We start from the raw sequence: 17654 nt of genomic DNA on the forward strand, positions 1-17654 counted from the left end.
GCAGCTATGGATGGGAAGCAGCATGCGCATCAAGCGTCGCGAATAGTGATTGAGGAAGTCCGTGATGAGCATTGACGGATTTAGCAGCAACCCACTTCCTGAGGAGCTTAACGCTGCGATCAGAGAGTATAGAGGCAAGGACGCTCGACAACTGGCGTCGGCGCAGGAGAAATTTGCGGTTACAAAGCCGCTCTACCAGTACACAGGATGGGATGGCTTAGCTGGCATTATCGAAAGCCAATCCCTCTGGTTCACCGATTACCGCCATCTGAACGATCCAAGCGAACTCTCATACGGCGTAAAGATCGCGCATGAAGTACTCGCTGCGGCTGCGCGACACTCCGATCCACGAGTATTTCTGTTTCTGCAAATGATTGGCGATCTTCTGGTTCCCGAGAATTTCGTCAATTACCTCGATTTCTTCACGGCGAGTTTCACCACGCAACGCGACGATTTGAGCCAGTGGCGGGCCTATGGCGATAATGGGAAGGGATTCGCCCTCGGTTTTGCTCCGATGATGTTTAGAGTGACTGACCAAGTTAACCTTCGCCCGGACGAGATGTCATTCGTTGGACCTGTGCTCTATGATAGGCAGGCGATATTCATGCGGCACCAAGCTGCGATTGATACTGCGGCGTCGATCTTCCTTGCTGCCTGCGAAGCATACCCCCAATTCATGGCTGACAGGACCGTAGGTTTACCATTTATGCGCGAGCTGGCGAACGAACTCATAGCGTCGCCGCTAGTCTGGAACTGTATTACCTCGAAGCATGTTGGCTATGAGCACGAATGCGAGATTCGGCTTCTACTGCTCGGGCAATCGAGCAATCTCTCGCCTTACAGAAGAGTACGGATGCGGGGATCGGAGAGCGTGCCTTATGTAGCCCACGCGTTCGACACTCGCGAGCCGGGCGCTATCCATGAAATCGTCATAGGTCCGGCGGCTGCAGCCGATGCCGAGGACAAGGTACTGGACCTGCTGGCAGCATATGATCTGCAATCAGTGTTTGTTACGCGGTCGGGGATTCCCTACCGCGGATGACGGTGGGAGTGGCGAGAGGTAAGGTTGCTCTTGCGTCGGATGCGGTTTCGCAAACTAAGAGTTGATGGCTACACCCTCACCGCCTTCGCCTTCCGGTCAGCCCCGCCGAACACCCTGAGATACCTTGCGATCTCGGCCGGGTCGCCAGTCGCCTTGTTGGGGTTGTCGGAGAGCTTCACCGCCGGGCGGCCATTGGCGCTGACGACCTTGCAGACCAGCGAGATCGGGTCGAGATCGGGCGTGCCTACCGGCGAGCAGCCGACGAAGTCGTTGGTCAAATTGGTGCCCCAGCCGAAGCCGGTGCGGACCCGACCGTGGAAATGGCGATAGGCTTCCTCGATCGAGTCGATGTCCATGCCGTCGGAGAAGATCAGGAGTTTGGTTTTTGGATCGCGGCCCTGAGCCTTCCACCAGGCGATGATCTGCTCGCCGGCTTCGATCGGCGGGGCGCTGTCGGGGCGGAAACCCGTCCAGTCGGCAAGCCAGGACGGGGCATCGTCGAGAAACGCGGTGGTGCCGAAGGCGTCCGGCAGCACGATCAGCAGGTTGCCGCCATAGACCTGGCGCCATTCGTCGAGCACGCGGTAGGGCGCGCGCCTCAATTCCTCGTCGCTGTCGGCGAGGGCAGCCAGCACCATCGGCAGCTCATGGGCGTTGGTGCCGATCGCCTCGAGATCGTGCTCCATGGCGAGCAGCACGTTGGAGGTGCCGGTGAAGGTCGGCCCCAGTCCTTCCTTCAGCGCCTCGACGCACCAGCGCTGCCAGAGATGGCCATGGCGGCGACGCGTGCCGAAATCGGAAATGCGCAGATCCGGCAGCTTCTTCAGCCGCTCGACCTTGTCCCAGAGCTTCGACTTGGCGCGGGCGTAGAGGACGTCGAGCGCGAAGCGATCCCAGCCCTTCAGCGCCTGGCGCGAGCGCAATTCGTTGACGATGGCGAGCGCGGGGATCTCCCACATCATCGAGTGGGTCCAGGGGCCGGCGAAGGTCAGTTCGTACTGACCATCGACCTTGCGCAGTTCGTATTCGGGCAGGCGGAACTCGGCGAGCCAGGCGATGAAGTCCGGCGTGAACATCTGGGTCTTGCCGTAGAAGCTGTTGCCGGCGAGCCAGATCAGCTCCTTCTTGGTGAAGCGCAGCTCGCGGGCATGGTCGAGCTGGGCGCGCAGCTCTGATTCCTCGATGACATCGGCGAGGCGGATCTGTTTCGAGCGATTGATCAGGCCGAAGGTGACCTGCACCTCCGGATGGAAGCTCCTGATCATCTGCAGCATCAGCAGCTTGTAGAAATCGGTGTCGAGCAGGCTGCGGATGATCGGGTCGAGCCGCCAGCTGTGATTGTAGGTCCTTGTGGCGATGTCGGTCAGGGCCATGGGCGTCGCTGGCTCGCAGAGGCTGATGGCTCAAGCAGTAGAGCAGGCATGGCCGCAGGGGAATGCGGAGGAGCGAGAACCTCGCTGTCTTTCCGGGGCAGGCCGCAGGCCTGAGCCCGGAATCCATGAACACGACGCCCGTCGTGACGGGCACCGCCGACGCCGCGTCTTCTTGAAGCACGCGGTGTTCATGGGTTCCGGGCTCGCCGCTGAGCGGCGCCCCGGAATGACGGTGTGTTTCGGCACGCAGTCGAGCAGATGGCGCTCACGCCTGCTCGACATGCTCCTTTGCGACGAAGGCGATGCGGACCATGTTGGTCGCGCCCGGCGTGCCGAAGGGGACGCCGGCGACGACGATGAGCCGGTCGCCCTGCGCGGCGAAACCCTCGCGCACCGAAAACTTGCAGGCGCGGAAAGCCATGTCGTCGACGTCGCTGGCGTCCTTGGTGACGACGGCGTGAACACCCCAGACCAGAGTGAGGCGGCGTGCTGTAGCGGCGTTCGGCGTCAGCGCGATCACGGTCGAGTTCGGCCGCTCGCGGGCGATGCGGAAGGCGGTCGAGCCCGAGGAGGTCCAGGCGGCGATCGCCTTGAGATGCAGCGCGTCGGCGATCTCGTGCGCGGCCTTGGCGATGGCGTCGGCGCCGGTCGCCTCCGGCTCGGCCTTCTGCGATTCGAGGATCGAACGGTAGATCGATTCGCTCTCCACCTCCTCGGCGATGCGGTTCATCATCGTCACCGCCTCGATCGGGTACTGGCCGGCGGCGCTCTCGGCCGAGAGCATGACCGCGTCGGCGCCCTCGAAGACCGCGGTCGCGACGTCGGAGACCTCGGCGCGGGTCGGGACCGGCGCGGTGATCATGCTCTCCAGCATCTGCGTCGCGACGACGACGGGCTTACCCATGCGCCGCGCCATGCGGGTGATGCGCTTTTGCGTGCCGGGCACCTTCTCGATAGGCATCTCGACGCCGAGATCGCCGCGCGCCACCATGATCGCGTCGGAAGCTTCGATTATCTCTTGAAGCCGGGCCACCGCTTGCGGCTTCTCGATCTTGGCGAGCGCCAGCGCCCGGCCCCGCACGATCTTCCGGAGGTCCGCCATATCCTCCGGCCGCTGCACGAAGGAGGCCGCGATCCAGTCGACGCCGGCCTCGGCAGCGGCTTCCGCATCGGAGCTGTCCTTCTCGGTCATGGCCGAGACAGGGATCGTGGTGTCGGGCAGGCTGACGCCCTTGCGCGAGGAGAGTCGGCCGCCGACGATGACCTTGGTCACGGCCTGCTTCGGCGAGGCCTTCTCGACGACGAGCCGGATCTTGCCGTCGTCGAGGATGAGATGATGACCGGGCTCCAGTGCCGTGAGAATCTCGGGATGCGGCAGGTGCACGCGCTTGGCGGTTCCGGGCGCGGCATCGGAATCGAGGATGAAACGGGCATCCTTCTCCAGCATCACGCCGCCATCGCCGCCGAACTGGCCGACGCGAAGCTTGGGCCCCTGTAGATCGGCGAGGATGCCGACCGGCCGGCGGAACTCCTTCTCCAGCCCACGCAGCATCGCGACTCTGGCCGGCAGGTCCTCGCGTTGGGTGTGGCTCATATTGATGCGGAAGACATCCACGCCGGCCTTGAACAAGGCGGCACACATCTCCGGCGTGGACGAGGCTGGGCCCAACGTCGCGATGATCTTGATCCGCCGTTCCCGCTTCATCGCGTTATTTCCCCTCGTAAAGTCATTTCGTGCCCGCCCAACGCAGGCCTCGCCGATTCAAACGATTAGAGCAAGCTGGTTGCTGCACCGTCGTCATGGACGTGGCGCGGCCCCCGCCGTGTCGGTGAGCTGGATCGTCCAGCCCTTTTGCTCGCCGGTGTCGACCTCGAAGAAGCCGGAGCGCTCGTAGCCGCGCGCCAGGCAGTCCTCGATGCCGCGGATGGTGAATTCCTTGTTGCGCGTGCACATGACGGATTTTCCGGTCCACTCGCCGCCTTTGTCATAGTCGACGGCGTGAACGTAGTAGAAGCGCGCCGCGAGCGTGCCGCGCAGCAGGGTCTCGCAGGCGCGCGGCGCCAAATTCCACCAGCCTTCGGTGACCCAGCCCTGCGCATCGCGGTAGCCGAGCGCGACGCCGATACGGCTGCCGGTGGTGTTGCACATGCGCAAATCCGCCAGCGCCGGACTGGCGCCGGCTATGAGTAGCCCCGCTGCAAGCAGGATTAAATGGAGGCGTCCACTTCGGCTCATGGATCGATCAGAATCACGCGGCAATCGTTGACATTGGTCAGGGTCGGGCCGGTCTGCAACAGGTCGCCGAGGGGTGAGAAGAAGCCGGTCGAGTCGTTCTGGACCAGCGATTGGGCGGGATCGAGGCCAAGGCCGCGGGCGCGCACCAGCGTGGTCTCGTCGATGACCGCACCAGCCGGGTCGGTCGCCTCGCCACCACCGCCATCGGTGCCGTCGGTGTCACCGGAGAGCGCGACGATGCCGGGCTCGCCGGCGAGCGCGATCGCCAGCGCCAGCGCGAACTCCTGGTTCGGCCCGCCGCGGCCATTGCCGGCGATGGTGACGGTCAGTTCGCCGCCGGAGATCAGTGCGGCGCGCCGGCCGGCGGCTTTGAGCGCGAGCGCCTGCTTCGCCTGAGCAGCGGCAACCTCGCGCGCCTCGCCTTCGAGATCGGGACCGAGATCGATCGGCTCGTAGCCGGCCTCGGCAGCTGCCTTCACCGCGGCGGCGATGGCGTCGGCCGGGCGGGCGACGATGCGATATTCGCTCTTGGTGAAAGCAGGGGCACCTGGCTTTGGCGTCTCGCTGGCGTCGTCGGCGAGCAACGCCTGCGCCGCCGGCGGCAGCGCCAGCCCGTAGCGGGCGACGATGGCGCGGGCATCGGCCATGGTGCTGGGATCGGGCACCGTCGGCCCCGAGGCGATCGCCGCCGGATCGTCATGCGGGACATCGGAGACGGCGAGGGTGAGAAGTCGTGCCGGGGCGGCGGCGAGTGCGAGCCGCCCGCCCTTGATGTGCGAGAGGCGTTTGCGGACGGTGTTCATCTCGCCGATCGGCGCGCCCGAGCGCAGCAGCGCCTTGTTGACCGCCTGCTTCTCGGCGAGGGCTAGTGAGCCGGCCGGCGCGACCCAGTTGGCCGAGCCGCCGCCGGAGAGCAGCACCAGGACGAGGTCGTCGGCGGTGGCGGAGGCCGCGAGTTCGAGCGCCCGTGTCGCACTGGCGATGCTGCCTTCGTCAGGCACGGGATGGCCGGCTGCGAGCATCGGGATATGACGGGTTTGCGCCTCGTAGCCATGGCGAGCGACGGCATGGCCGAGGAAGCGCTCCGGCGGCAGCTTCAGTGTGTCGAGATAGTGGGCTTCCGCCAGCACGGTCATGCTTCCGGCGGCCTTGCCGGCGGCGAGCAGGATCAGGCGGCCGTTAGCCGGGGGCGAGGGAAGATGCGCAGCGAGCCAGCTCTGCGGGTGGGCACGAGCCACGGCAGCGTCGAAGATCTGGCGTGCGGTCCGGCGCCGCTCTGCGATTGCGTCTTCCCGCTGCTCCAAGCCGCTTCCTCGTGCGAATCTGCTGTTGGCAATCGACTTTCGTCTCAGCCACTTCTATGTCGCGCAGGCGCGGGCGTCACCCGCGATTTGATGATGTAGTTCGAGGTCATGATGCGTGCGGACGAGAGCTTGCAGAGCAGTGCTCCGGTTCGGCAACCCGGCGATGTCGAAATCATCCCCGGCAATCCTGCGACGGGCGTCTTGCTGCTCTGCGACCACGCGACGAACGCGATCCCGGCCGAACTGAACTCGCTCGGCCTGCCGCCGCAGCAGCTCGAACGCCATATCGCCTACGACATCGGCGCCGCCGAGATGACGCGGGCCATGGCGCAGGCGCTCGGTGCGCCGGCCGTGCTCAGTAATTTCTCGCGCCTGCTGATCGATCCCAATCGCGGCCGCGACGACCCTACCCTGGTGATGCGGATTTCGGATGGCGCGATCGTGCCCGGCAATGCCCGCATCGACGAGGTCGGCATTGCCGAGCGGATCGCACGCTATTACGCGCCCTATGACGCGGCGATCGATGCTGCGGTCGAGACGGCGATCGCCGCCGGCCAGCCGCCGGCGATCGTCTCACTGCACTCCTTCACGCCGTTCTGGAAGGGCGTGCCGCGGCCCTGGCATGCTGGCGTGCTCTGGGATCGCGAAGGCCGGCTGGCAAAGTCGCTGATCGCTTCGCTGCAGGCCGAGGGTGACCTGATCGTCGGCGACAACGAGCCCTATAATGGCGGCCTGCCGGGTGACACGATCGACCGCCATGCGACGCGGCGCGGCTTGCTCGACGCGCTGATCGAGATCAGGCAGGACCTGATCGGTGAGCCACATGCGGCGCGCGCCTGGGGCTTCCGGCTGGCGCGGCTGCTGCCGGGAGCGCTGGCTGCGGCACGAGAGATGTGAACTCAGGGTCGTTCTTGCTTGACCTCGCCGCTCATCCTTGCGAACCCCTGCGGCCGAATTCCGAAGAAGGGTTTTGAGAATGGACGATCCGGTTGCAGGCGATCAGCTCAAGAGCATCGTGCAGCGCATCGAGCGGCTTGAGGAAGAGAAGAAGACGATCTCCGACGACATCAAGGAGGTCTATTCCGAGGCCAAGGCCAATGGTTACGACGTCAAGGTGCTGCGCAAGGTCGTCGCGCTGCGCAAACGCGATCTCGACGAGCGCAAGGAAGAGGAGGCGATCCTCGACCTCTATCTCCAGGCGGTCGGCGAGAGCGCCTGAGCTTCAGCCATCGAACGCCAAAACGCCGCCCGGGATATCCCGGGCGGCGTTTTGCTTTTCAGGGTGTTGCTCAGGCGACGAACTCAAGCTCTGCCCGTCGACGCCGAGCTCAACGATGCGTGCGGAACCGGAGCTCGTCATCGATGAAGGTCTTCTCCGCAAAGGCCGCCTCATTGGAGCCGAAAGGCATCTGCGCACGGAGAGTCCAAGACTCAGGGATGTTCCAGGTCTTGGCGACTTCCGCGTCGACGAGCGGATGGTAGTGCTGGAGGCTCGCGCCGATGCCGACGTCGGCAAGCGTGGTCCACACCGCCAACTGCGCCATCCCGGTCGAATGCTCGGACCAGATCGGGAAGTTGTGCGCGTAGAGCGGGAAGTTGGCCTGGAGGGCCTTGACCGGCTCCTGATCCTCGTAGAACAGCACGGTCCCGGCGCCGCTGGCGAAGCCGTCGATCTTCTTAGCCGTCGCGTCGAAATCGGCAGCCGGCACAATCGCGCGAAGCGCTTCCCTGGCGATGCTCCAGAACTTGTCGCTCTCCTTGCCGAAGAGAATGACGGCGCGCGAGCTTTGCGAGTTGAAGCTGGAGGGCGAGAGGCGGATCGCCTCCCGGATCAGACCATCCACCTGCGTTTCGGAGATCAGCAGATTCTTGCCGAGGGCATATTGCGTGCGGCGTCTCTTAAGCTTGTCGAGCATGGCTTCCTCATCTGTGAACGCGTGTCGTCTCGGCGAACCGATGAGACATCTGGGTCGGTATTGAAGGGGATGTTTTCGGAGCGCCTCGTAGGGCGCCTTCCCTGTGGAACCGGGATTTGATGAGGGAGAGGTAGCGGTTCACATACCGCACCGGAATGCCCATATTGGGCACCAATCTGTTGCTCATTCAGGAACGCTTGCAGGAACGCTTCATGTCCGAGATCGACAATATCAGGAGCTTTGTCGCCGTCGTCGACGCCGGCGGCTTCGGCCGTGCCGCCCATAGCCTCGGCCTGGCGAAGTCGATCGTCAGCCGCCGCATCTCCCGGCTGGAGGCCGATCTCGGCACAAGGCTGCTCAGCCGCACGACACGTGGCGTCGCCGCCACCGAGGCCGGGCTGGAATTCAAGGTGCGCGGCGAGCGCATCCTGTCCGAACTCGCCGAGGCGCGCGAGGCGGTGGCGCAGCAATCCGAGGGCGTCGCCGGGCGGCTGCGGCTGTCGATGCCGCTCTCCTTCGGCTATCGTCATCTTGCGCCCGTACTGGCGGAACTGGCGCAACGGCACCCCCGGCTGGAGCTCGACGTCGAGGCCAGCGACCGCCAGGTCGACCTGATCGGGGAGCGCTTCGATGCCGCGATCCGGATCGGCTTGCTCAAGGATTCCAGCCTGGTCGCGCGTCGCATCGCGCCGGTGAAGGCGGCGGTGCTGGGTAGCCCCGAGTATTTCGCCCGGCATGGCCGGCCTGAGACGCCGCTCGACCTCGTCCGTCACGAATGCCTGGTCTATTCGGGCAACAGCGTCGTCGACTGGGGCTTTCGCATGAACCGGCGCTGGGTTTCCGTGCGCCCCTCCAGCCGCCTGCGCTCCGACAATGGCGACACGCTGCTGCGCTGGGCCGAGGCCGGGCTGGGCATCACCGTCCTGCCGACCTTCATCGCCAGCGACGCGATCCGCGCCGGGACGCTCGAGCACATTCTCTGGCGCTATCCGATGCGCGAGAGCGCACTCCATGTCGTGCGCCCGCCCGGGCTTTACGTGCCCGGCAAGGTGCGCGTCCTGATCGATCTGATGATCGAGCGTTTTGGCAGCACGCCCTCCTGGGATCCCTGCCAGGCGGCGCTGCAGGCGAAGATCGCGGCCGGGGAACTGGCCTCCGAGGACTACCCCGCCGACGAACATCAAATGGCGTGAAGTCAGGCTTCACGCGAATTCGTGAGGCAAGCGGCGCGCAAGCAGTCAGTGTTCCTCTCACAACAACGGGAGATCGCCATGCTGCTGGTTGGAATGCTCGACAGCCCCTATGTGCGGCGCGCCGCTATCACCGGGACTTTGCTCGGCCTCAAGTTCGAGCACCGTTCCGTCTCGGTGTTCCGGCACATGCCGGAATTCCGCAAAATCAATCCGCTGATCAAGGCACCGACACTGGTCACGGACGACGGCACGGTGATCACCGACTCGCTGCTGATCATCCAGCATTTCGAGGATGTCGCGGGCCGCTCGCTGAGACCGATCGATTCGGCGGCGCGGGTCCGGGATCTCAGCCTGACCGGCATCGGCATCGTCGCCGCCGACAAGGCCGTCTCGGTCGAGTACGAGCGCAAGCGGCCGGAAGAGAAGCGCTACGAGAACTGGCAGGAGCGCATCCTGGCGCAGCTCCACACCGCCCTCGACCTGCTGGACCAGGCTGCCCAGCGTGGCGAGGTCGGCGCCGGGCCGGAGCTCAAGCCCGGTGATATCGCCACAGCGATCGCTTGGGGCTTCTGCCGCTTCGTCATCCCGGATTTCGTCGAGGAGGGGCGCTGGCCGGCACTGGCGCGTCAGGCTGCAGCCTGCGAGGCGCTTGACGTGTTCAAGGCCTGGCCGATCGACAAGGAGTAGTGGGCGACGAACCACGCGGTCATTCCGGGGCGGCCCGTAGGGCCGAGCCCGGAACCCAGAACCGATGCGCGCGCTCGCGAAGGCTCACAGGCTGGCTCGCCTTTCGACCAGGGTCCAACAGTTCTGGGTTCCGGGCTCAAGCGCTGCGCGCTTGCCCCGGAATGACGGTCAGTTCTGGACGAAGGTCGTCGGCAGAGCCTTGACGGCAGGCCCGGTGAAGCCGCTGGTGCCGACATCGCTCGGCTCGGCGGCGGAGAAGCCGAGAGAGGCGGCCGGACTGGCGCCGACAACCCAGCCCTTGGCCTGAGCATCCGCACCGGCCTTCGGCTTGGCGGTCGCGACGGTTGCCCGACGCGCGGTCGGCGTGTCCGGCGCCGAAACTGCAGCGAAGAGCGTGTCGAGGCCGGCGCGGTCGGCATTGTATTCGGCGGCGATCGGGGTGGCACGCGGCTGTGCCGCGATCTGGGTCGTGCCGGGACGCTCCGGTTCGGCACCCGGCGGACGCGGCCGGATCGGCGGCAGCGGATGTCTGACCGCGACGAGCTTTGCGCCGGCCGGGACGGCGTCCTCGGCCTCGTCGCTCAGCCGCAGGCCCTCGGTCGAGAGACTTGCCAGCGCGACCGGGCGGGACGGCGGCAGGGGCGCGGAAACGGAGCGGCCGGTGACGATGGTTTCGAGCGAGGGGCCGGGCAGGTCGTCGGGCCGGCGCGGCGGCAGCGAGGCGAGGATGAGCTTCTGCTCAGCTGCCGGTAGCGGCAATGCCGAGGCCTCGGCGGCGAGGGCGGCGAGCTGCGGCGAGCCGGCTGGCGGATTCGGTATCGGCGACGTCAGGCCGCTCGGGCGCGCGACGGGCAGCGCGGTTGCGATCGGGCTTGGCTTCGGCGGCTCGGGCGGGGCCACTTCGGCGGGAGCGAGCGCCGCGACCTGGGTTTCCGCTGGCGGTTGGGCGGTAGTCGTCGTCGCGCGGTTCGAGCGCTCGCGGAGGACGGCGCGGCCGGCGGGCTCGGATTGAGCTGGCTGCCCACCGAAGACGGAGAAGCGGCCGCCATCGCCGCTGTTGCTGTCGCCGGCATAGGCCATGACTGTCGGCTGCTGTGCCGGCGCGCGGCGGGCTGCGGCGCGGCCGCGGGTCGGACGGGCGTCGGCTTCCTCGTCGTCGCCGCCGAACAGCGCGGCCCAGAAGCTCTTGCCGCCGCCGCTGGAGGCCATGATCGCGCCTTCGTCGTAATCTCCGGCGGCGTAGCCCATCACGGAGCCACCGCCGGAGAGGATCTCGGCCTTGGCGGTCTCGTAGCCGCTGAGCGGCTTGCCGTCGGCCGGCAGGTGCACGGTCCTCTCATCGGGGAAGAGGCGCACGAGCTGGTCGCGAGTCATGCGCGGCCAGGACCGGACAGAGCCGGCGTCGAGATGGACGAAGGGCGTGTGGGCGCCAGGATAGAAGCCGACGCCGCCACGCTGCATCCGCATCGCCGTCTCGCGCATGCGCGCAGTCGGGGTGTCGGGCAGGTAGAAATCCATCGCCTTGCCGAGCATGTGCTGGCTGTGCTTGGCGACGCCGCGCGAGCGCCGGCGCAGCATCGAGTTGGTGCCAGGCGAGCGATAGGCGGAGACGACATGGAAGGGCTGGTCGGAGCCGACCTTGCGATGGACCTCCCAGGCGATGTCGAACAGGCGCGGATCCATCCGGATCGGCTCGTCGGTGCGCCAGTCGCGCAGCGCCCAATTGAGCTTCTCCAGCGCCGAGGAATCATAGCGCCCGTCACGCTTGAAGGTGACGGTCGTGTCTTCCTTGGTGTGCATGTGCCGGATGGTGATGGTGCGGGTGTCGCCATTGGCGACGGCGTTCTGCGTGCTGCGGACTCCGAGGACGAGGAGGCTCGCGCTGGCGACCAAGAGCAAGCCGACGCGTGTGCTGCCTCGCAAGGAATGCGGGAGCCGTGCTGCGATCTCGGCTTTCGACCTGCTCACTCTGTCAGACTCGTCTCGAAGCGCCGGGGCGAGCCGGAGCGGTAAACGTGAAGGAACAGTTGCCGAGAAGGCTTAACGGGAGGTTACCGGCGAGACAACTCCCCGCCGGGTTCGGCAAGCAAGATTGCTCGCTACCGGCAGATCGTGGCGAAACCGTGCCGAATGGGACTTTTCGCGGCCGAGGTGGTCAGGAACGTTGCTCGAGCGCGTTCCGCACCATCCTGTGGAAACCGTAGATATCGTCGAAGGTGGAGACCGCACCGGCCTCGTTGACGATGAACGTCTCGTAGACGAGGTGGATCGCCAAAGGCTGCGGCAGCTTGATGGTGCGCTCGCCGGAGCCGATCAGCCGCTTCAGCCGCTCGGCGGTCCATTCCGGCCCGAGCACCTGGTCGGCGAGGGCGAAGGGATTCTCGACGCGCACGCAGCCATGGCTGAAGGCACGCTTGCCGGCGCCGAACAGGCTGCGATTTGGCGTATCGTGCAGATAGACGGCATGGTCGTTCGGGAACATGAACTTGATCCAGCCGAGCGCATTTCGCTCGCCCGGCGGTTGGCGCACCGAGATGTTGCCATTCTTGCCGCGCGTCACGACGTAGCCGCGCCTGGCGCCGTAGTTCGGATCGTTGGCGAGCCCGGGCAGGAACTCCTTCTTCAGGATCGAGGGCGGCACGAACCAGGACGGATTGACGACGACGTGATCCATCTTGTGCGAGAAGACCGGTGTCGCCGATTCCGGCTTGCCGACGATCACGCGTGCCTCATGCGCGATCTTGTCGCCATGCATGACGCGCATCCTGTACTCGGGGATGTTCACGACGATGCGGTTCTCGCCGAGGTCGGTCGGCAGCCAGCGCCAACGCTCCATCTGGGCGACGATGTCGCTCTCCAATCGCGTCGAGGGCGGCATCGCGAGCGCGGCGACGGTCTGGTCGCTGAGCACGCCGTCTGCGCGCAAGCCGGCCTGCTTCTGGAAATCGGCCAGCGCCAGTGCGGTCGAGCGGTCGTAAACCGGCTCCTCGCTGCTGCCGAGGCCGAGCCGGGCGCGGACGAGCGGCACGCGGGCATCGCGCATGCCGACCTTGAGGGCGGGGCCGGCCGGGATGCGGGCGACGGGCGTCTCGGGCTTGTGAATGCGCAGCTCGGCGAGCTTGGCCTTCAGGCGCTGGTAGCCATCATGCTGAGGATTGTAGGCGGCAAGCACCGCGCCGGCGTCGGTAGCGCCGGTAAGTTCGGACAGTACTTCGGTCGCCGACGGCAGCTCGAGTTTCGGCGTGATCAGTTTCGAGAGGCGGCGGGGATCGATGCGTCCACCGCGGGCGTCGCGGGCGTAGAGCACGGCCAGCGCCGACAGCCGGATATCGGCCGCGGCGAGGCTGTCCTTGTCGTTCGCCTCGAAGACCGGAAGCAGGTAGTCGCCCGGGCGCAAGCCGTCCTCGCCGGCATGGCCGAGGCGAGTGGCAATCTGTTTGCCGGCGGCGCTGAGATCCTTGCCGTCGATCCAGAACGGCCGGTTCTCGTTGGCAGCGTAGGCGGCGACGATATCGGCGCGCTCACGAGCGGACAGGCGCGGCAGCGCCGCTGCGATCTCAGCCTGGGCCGCGATCCGGCCGGAGAGCTCGAGCCCGGCCGGTAGCGTGACCGCGACTTCGGGCAAAGGCGGCAGGTCGATCTGCGGCGCAGCCGGCTTGGCCAGCTGCGGTTGCGCCGGCTCGATCGGTTTCGTCAGTGCCGGATCGACCGGCGGCATCTCCGGTTCTGGCAGATCGAGCTCGGGCTCGGCCGGGGTGGGATCCAGCTTCGTCGAGAGTGCGCCGGTGACCAACTCCTTGGCTTCGGCAGCTTCGGCCGATTGCAGGTCGGCGGACGGGCGCAGGTCGAGCGTGACCTCAGCCGGAGCAGGGATGTCGAGCGTCTGCGGCTCGGCGTCGCGCTTCACGATGACCAAAGCGGGCTGTTCGGGCAGCGGAATGCCGAGCTCGCCGGTGGTCTCCTGGGCAATCGCCGGAGCGAGCAGGAGCGCGAGGCCCAGAGTGGTGGCTGAGACGGTTTCCACCAGGCGGCGAAGGCGCATCGATTAACTTCCCCGGTCCCAGCCGATCCACGCTGATAACTGCGTGACTCGACCCGCTTCGACAAGATGCCGCCCTGCAACAGCGGCCGATATTCGCCCTCTGCAGCCTGTCCCTGTGGGTTGCAGAACGCGTTTCGCCTGGACGGGCTTAAGCCGCGTCGGCGCCGTCGGAGGCATCCTCGCCTTCGATCAGCCCGTAATCCTTGAGCTTGCGGTAGAGCGTCGAGCGGCCGATGCCGAGCTTGCGCGAGATCTCGGACATGTGGCCGCGATAATGGGCGAGGGCGAACCGGATGATCTCGCGCTCGAGCTCGTCGAGCGTGCGCATGTCGGAGCCAGCGACGAGATCGAGCGCATTGGGATCACGCACCGGCACCTGGATGATGCGCGGTGGTGCCTCGCCGCGCGGCTCGTTGGCGATCGAGGCTGGTGCCGGCGGGATGCGGACGTCGAAGCCGTCCATCTGCGCGGCGATCTGCGGGAATTCGGCGACGGTCAGTTCGTCGCCATCGGAGAGCACGACGGCGCGGAACATCGCGTTTTCGAGCTGGCGGACATTGCCCGGCCAGTCATAGTCGGCGAGCAGGCCGAGCGCCTCAGCGCTGATTCCACGCAGCTTGCGGCCCTCTTCTGCGGCGAAGCGGGCAAGGAAGCCGCGGGCGAGGTCGGCCACGTCCTCACGACGTTGGCGCAAGGGCGGCAGGGTGATCGGGAAGACGTTGAGCCGGTAATAGAGGTCCTCGCGGAACTCGCCGCGCTTGACCTGCTCCAGCAGGCTCTTGTTGGTCGCCGAGATGATGCGGATGTCGACGCGCACGGACTTCTTGCCGCCGACGGGGTCGACCTCGCTCTCCTGGATGGCGCGCAGCAGCTTGACCTGCGCATCGAGCGGCAGCTCGCCGACCTCGTCGAGGAAGAGCGTGCCGCCACTGGCCTCGACGAATTTACCGATATGGCGCTCGGTCGCGCCGGTGAACGAGCCCTTCTCGTGGCCGAACAGGATGGATTCGACGAGATTGTGCGGGATCGCGCCGCAATTGACCGTGACGAAAGGCCTGCCCTTGCGGTCGCTGGTGCCCTGGATGGCGCGGGCCAGCACCTCCTTGCCGACGCCGGATTCGCCCTCGATCAGGATCGGGATGTTGGAGCGGGCGGCACGTTCGGCCAGCTGGATGACGCGGCCCATGTCCTGGCTCTTGCTGGCGAGATCGCGAAAGCCGAGCTGGCCGGAGGCGCGCCGCTTCATGTAGCGGATCTCGTGCTCGAGAGCCCCGAGCTTGAGCGCGTTCTTGAGCGAGATCTGCAGGCGCTCCGCGCCGGCCGGCTTGACCACGAAATCGACGGCGCCGGCGCGCATCGCCGTGACCACGGTCTCGATCGACCCGTTCGCGGTCTGCACGATCACAGGCACCTCGCTGCCACGCTCGCGCAGCGCCGCAAGCACGCCCATGCCGTCGAGGCCGGGCATGACGAGGTCGAGGATCAGGCAGTCGATACGGCGCGATTCGTCGACGAGGGCCGCCAGGGCCTGTTCGCCGCCTTCCGCGAGCGCGACCTCGTAACCGAAGCGCTTCAGCATCGCATCGAGCAGCCGGCGCTGCACGGGATCGTCGTCGACGACGAGGACAGTGGCGGACATGAAACCTCGGCAGGCCAGGCAATTAGCCGGAATCGGCTGTTCCGTTTCGGGTCACTGTCGAGGAGAAGGGTTAAGCGCCGCTTAAGCCGGCGATGCCGACAGGAAATCGGGCCCCTGTGGCAGCGCCGCCGTTGATCGCTGGCCGCTGGCCGCGCATATGAGAGAGCCACTACCCTTCCCGACAGGCCGAGGCTGGATACGCAATGACCCGCTCCTTCGACCGCCCCGCAATCGCACGCGCCGCTCATGCCGGGGGCGCGGCAGAGGCGCTCGGGGCCCTGCCGGAATGGGACCTTACGCATCTTTATCCGGCGATGGACTCGCCGGCTTTCGCGGCCGATGTCGAGCGCGCTGCAGCCGAAGCGCGGCGCTTCGCCGAGCTCTATCGTGGCAAGCTCGCCGCCTTGGCGGCGCGCGATGACGCTAGCGCTGCGCTCACCGAAGCGGTCAAGGCTTATGAGCGGCTGGAAGATCTGGTCGGCAAGATCATGTCCTATGCGGGCCTCGTTTACTCCGGCGACACCACCGATCCGCAGCGCGCCAAATTCTATGGCGACACGCAGGACAAGGTTACGGCGATCTCGACCGAGCTGCTGTTCTTCGGGCTCGAGCTCAACCGGATCGACGAGGCGCTACTGGCCAAGGCGGCTGCGCAAGCCCCGCTCAGCCACTGGAAGCCTTGGCTCGACGACCTCGCCAAGGACAAACCGCATCAGCTCGAGGACCGGATCGAGGAGTTGTTCCACGAGAAGTCGGTGACCGGCCACGGTGCCTGGAACCGGCTCTTCGACGAGACGATCGCCTCGCTGCGTTTCAAGGTCGGTGACGACGATCTCACCCTCGAACTGACGCTGAACCGGCTGCAGGACGCTGACGGCGCCGTGCGCAAGGAGGCCGCCGAGGTGCTGGGTACGGTGTTCCGCCAGCACCTGCGCACCTTCGGCCTGATCACCAACACGCTCGCCAAGGACAAGGAAATCTCCGACCGCTGGCGCAAGTTCGCTGATGTCGCTGATTCACGCCATCTGGCGAACCGGGTCGAGCGCGAGGTCGTCGATGCGCTGGTCGCGGCGGTGCGCGAGGCCTATCCGCGCCTGTCGCACCGCTACTACAGGCTGAAGGCACGCTGGTTCGGGCAGGAGGTGCTCGACTATTGGGACCGCAACGCGCCGCTGCCCAAGGTCGAGCAGCGCACGATCCCCTGGACGGAAGCGCGCGACACGGTGCTCGACGCCTATGGCGCCTTCTCGCCGAAGATGGCGGGGATCGCGCAGCGCTTCTTCGACGAAAGCTGGATCGATGCGCCGGCCCGTCCCGGCAAGGCGCCGGGTGCCTTCGCGCATCCGACCGTGCCGTCGGCGCACCCTTATGTGCTGCTGAACTACCAGGGCAAGCCGCGCGACGTGATGACGCTGGCGCATGAGCTCGGCCATGGCGTGCACCAGGTGTTGGCCGGGCCGAATGGGGCGCTGATGGCGCCGACGCCGCTGACGCTGGCCGAGACGGCGAGCGTGTTCGGGGAGATGCTGACCTTCCGCAAGCTGCTCGACGGAACCACGGACCAAAAGCAGCGCAAGGCGATGCTGGCGGCCAAGGTCGAGGACATGATCAACACGGTCGTGCGCCAGATCGCGTTCTATTCCTTCGAGCGAAAGGTCCACGAGGCGCGCCGGCAGGGCGAGCTGACGGCGGAGAATCTCTGCGATCTCTGGCTCAGCGTGCAATCGGAGAGCCTCGGCCCCGCGATCCGGCTCGGGCCGGGCTATGAGACCTTCTGGGCCTATATCCCGCACTTCATCCACTCGCCCTTCTACGTCTACGCCTATGCCTTCGGCGATTGCCTGGTGAACTCGCTCTACGGCGTCTACCAGAACTCGGCTTCAGGCTTTCAGGAGCGCTATTTCGCGCTGCTCTCGGCTGGCGGCACCAAGCACCATTCCGAGCTTCTGAAGCCCTTCGGCCTCGATGCCCGCGATCCGGCCTTCTGGCAGATCGGGCTCAAGATGATCGAAGGGCTGATCATCGAGTTGGAGGGGATGGAATAGCGCGACTTTTGGCACAGGAGTTTCCTCCCGTGTGGATTCCGCGGAAGGTCGATCGCCCCGGCTCCTCCCTTCCCCCTTGCGGGGAAGGGTTGGGGATGGGGGTGGTGCCGCCTGGCGATCGCCGGCAGGATGCCGGGCCTGGCAGCACCGCCAGCGCCCTCTGGTTCTACCGATCGC

The 17654-nt window shown here is 66.3% G+C and carries 14 protein-coding genes; 6 read left to right on the plus strand and 8 right to left on the minus strand.

The features are described 5' to 3' along the window. Positions 1-64: 64 nt before the first annotated feature. Positions 65-1042, plus strand: coding sequence for a DUF2971 domain-containing protein (locus ACSQ24_RS03760; RefSeq protein ID WP_436093392.1), 978 nt, complete (start codon positions 65-67; stop codon positions 1040-1042). A gap of 68 nt (positions 1043-1110) precedes the next feature. Here ACSQ24_RS03760 and pncB read toward each other — a convergent pair whose 3' ends face one another. The 4 genes from pncB to ACSQ24_RS03780 form a co-directional block, all read right to left on the minus strand. Further along, the gene (pncB, locus tag ACSQ24_RS03765; RefSeq protein ID WP_436093393.1) at positions 1111-2415 is read right to left on the minus strand and encodes a nicotinate phosphoribosyltransferase; all 1305 of its coding nucleotides are present in this window, start codon (positions 2413-2415) and stop codon (positions 1111-1113) included. 265 nt (positions 2416-2680) lie between these two features. Beyond that, positions 2681-4120: a pyruvate kinase gene (gene pyk, locus ACSQ24_RS03770; RefSeq protein ID WP_436093394.1), complete on the minus strand. Its 1440-nt coding sequence runs from the start codon at positions 4118-4120 to the stop codon at positions 2681-2683. A gap of 93 nt (positions 4121-4213) precedes the next feature. Beyond that, complete coding sequence (locus ACSQ24_RS03775) at positions 4214-4651, minus strand: DUF1036 domain-containing protein (protein WP_129159675.1); 438 nt, start codon at positions 4649-4651, stop codon at positions 4214-4216. Beyond that, positions 4648-5955: a glycerate kinase type-2 family protein gene (locus ACSQ24_RS03780; RefSeq protein WP_436093395.1), complete on the minus strand. Its 1308-nt coding sequence runs from the start codon at positions 5953-5955 to the stop codon at positions 4648-4650. The genes ACSQ24_RS03775 and ACSQ24_RS03780 overlap by 4 nt, the downstream gene beginning before the upstream one ends. A 111-nt stretch (positions 5956-6066) precedes the next feature. Between ACSQ24_RS03780 and ACSQ24_RS03785 the strand changes: the two genes are divergently transcribed. After that, positions 6067-6852: an N-formylglutamate amidohydrolase gene (locus ACSQ24_RS03785; protein WP_436093396.1), complete on the plus strand. Its 786-nt coding sequence runs from the start codon at positions 6067-6069 to the stop codon at positions 6850-6852. A gap of 79 nt (positions 6853-6931) precedes the next feature. Then, on the plus strand, positions 6932-7174 hold the full coding sequence (locus ACSQ24_RS03790; RefSeq protein WP_057191700.1) for a DUF2312 domain-containing protein: 243 nt from the start codon (positions 6932-6934) through the stop codon (positions 7172-7174). Between the two features lie 109 nt (positions 7175-7283). Here ACSQ24_RS03790 and ACSQ24_RS03795 read toward each other — a convergent pair whose 3' ends face one another. Then, entirely contained in the window at positions 7284-7871 is a 588-nt protein-coding gene (locus ACSQ24_RS03795; RefSeq protein WP_436093397.1) for a nitroreductase family protein, read from the minus strand. A gap of 212 nt (positions 7872-8083) precedes the next feature. Between ACSQ24_RS03795 and ACSQ24_RS03800 the strand changes: the two genes are divergently transcribed. Then, positions 8084-9064: a LysR family transcriptional regulator gene (locus ACSQ24_RS03800; RefSeq protein ID WP_436093398.1), complete on the plus strand. Its 981-nt coding sequence runs from the start codon at positions 8084-8086 to the stop codon at positions 9062-9064. A gap of 78 nt (positions 9065-9142) precedes the next feature. After that, positions 9143-9751: a glutathione S-transferase family protein gene (locus tag ACSQ24_RS03805; protein WP_436093399.1), complete on the plus strand. Its 609-nt coding sequence runs from the start codon at positions 9143-9145 to the stop codon at positions 9749-9751. A gap of 168 nt (positions 9752-9919) precedes the next feature. Here ACSQ24_RS03805 and ACSQ24_RS03810 read toward each other — a convergent pair whose 3' ends face one another. The 3 genes from ACSQ24_RS03810 to ACSQ24_RS03820 form a co-directional block, all read right to left on the minus strand. Beyond that, complete coding sequence (locus tag ACSQ24_RS03810; protein ID WP_436093400.1) at positions 9920-11719, minus strand: DUF882 domain-containing protein; 1800 nt, start codon at positions 11717-11719, stop codon at positions 9920-9922. A gap of 187 nt (positions 11720-11906) precedes the next feature. Continuing rightward, positions 11907-13793: a L,D-transpeptidase family protein gene (locus tag ACSQ24_RS03815; RefSeq protein WP_436093401.1), complete on the minus strand. Its 1887-nt coding sequence runs from the start codon at positions 13791-13793 to the stop codon at positions 11907-11909. 148 nt (positions 13794-13941) lie between these two features. Then, positions 13942-15432: a sigma-54-dependent transcriptional regulator gene (locus ACSQ24_RS03820; RefSeq protein ID WP_436093402.1), complete on the minus strand. Its 1491-nt coding sequence runs from the start codon at positions 15430-15432 to the stop codon at positions 13942-13944. Between the two features lie 203 nt (positions 15433-15635). Between ACSQ24_RS03820 and ACSQ24_RS03825 the strand changes: the two genes are divergently transcribed. Beyond that, entirely contained in the window at positions 15636-17477 is a 1842-nt protein-coding gene (locus ACSQ24_RS03825) for a M3 family oligoendopeptidase (RefSeq protein WP_436093403.1), read from the plus strand. Positions 17478-17654: the final 177 nt, after the last annotated feature.

Origin of the sequence: Allobosea sp. LjRoot237 (assembly GCF_964253285.1) — a bacterium.
GTDB lineage: Bacteria > Pseudomonadota > Alphaproteobacteria > Rhizobiales > Beijerinckiaceae > Allobosea.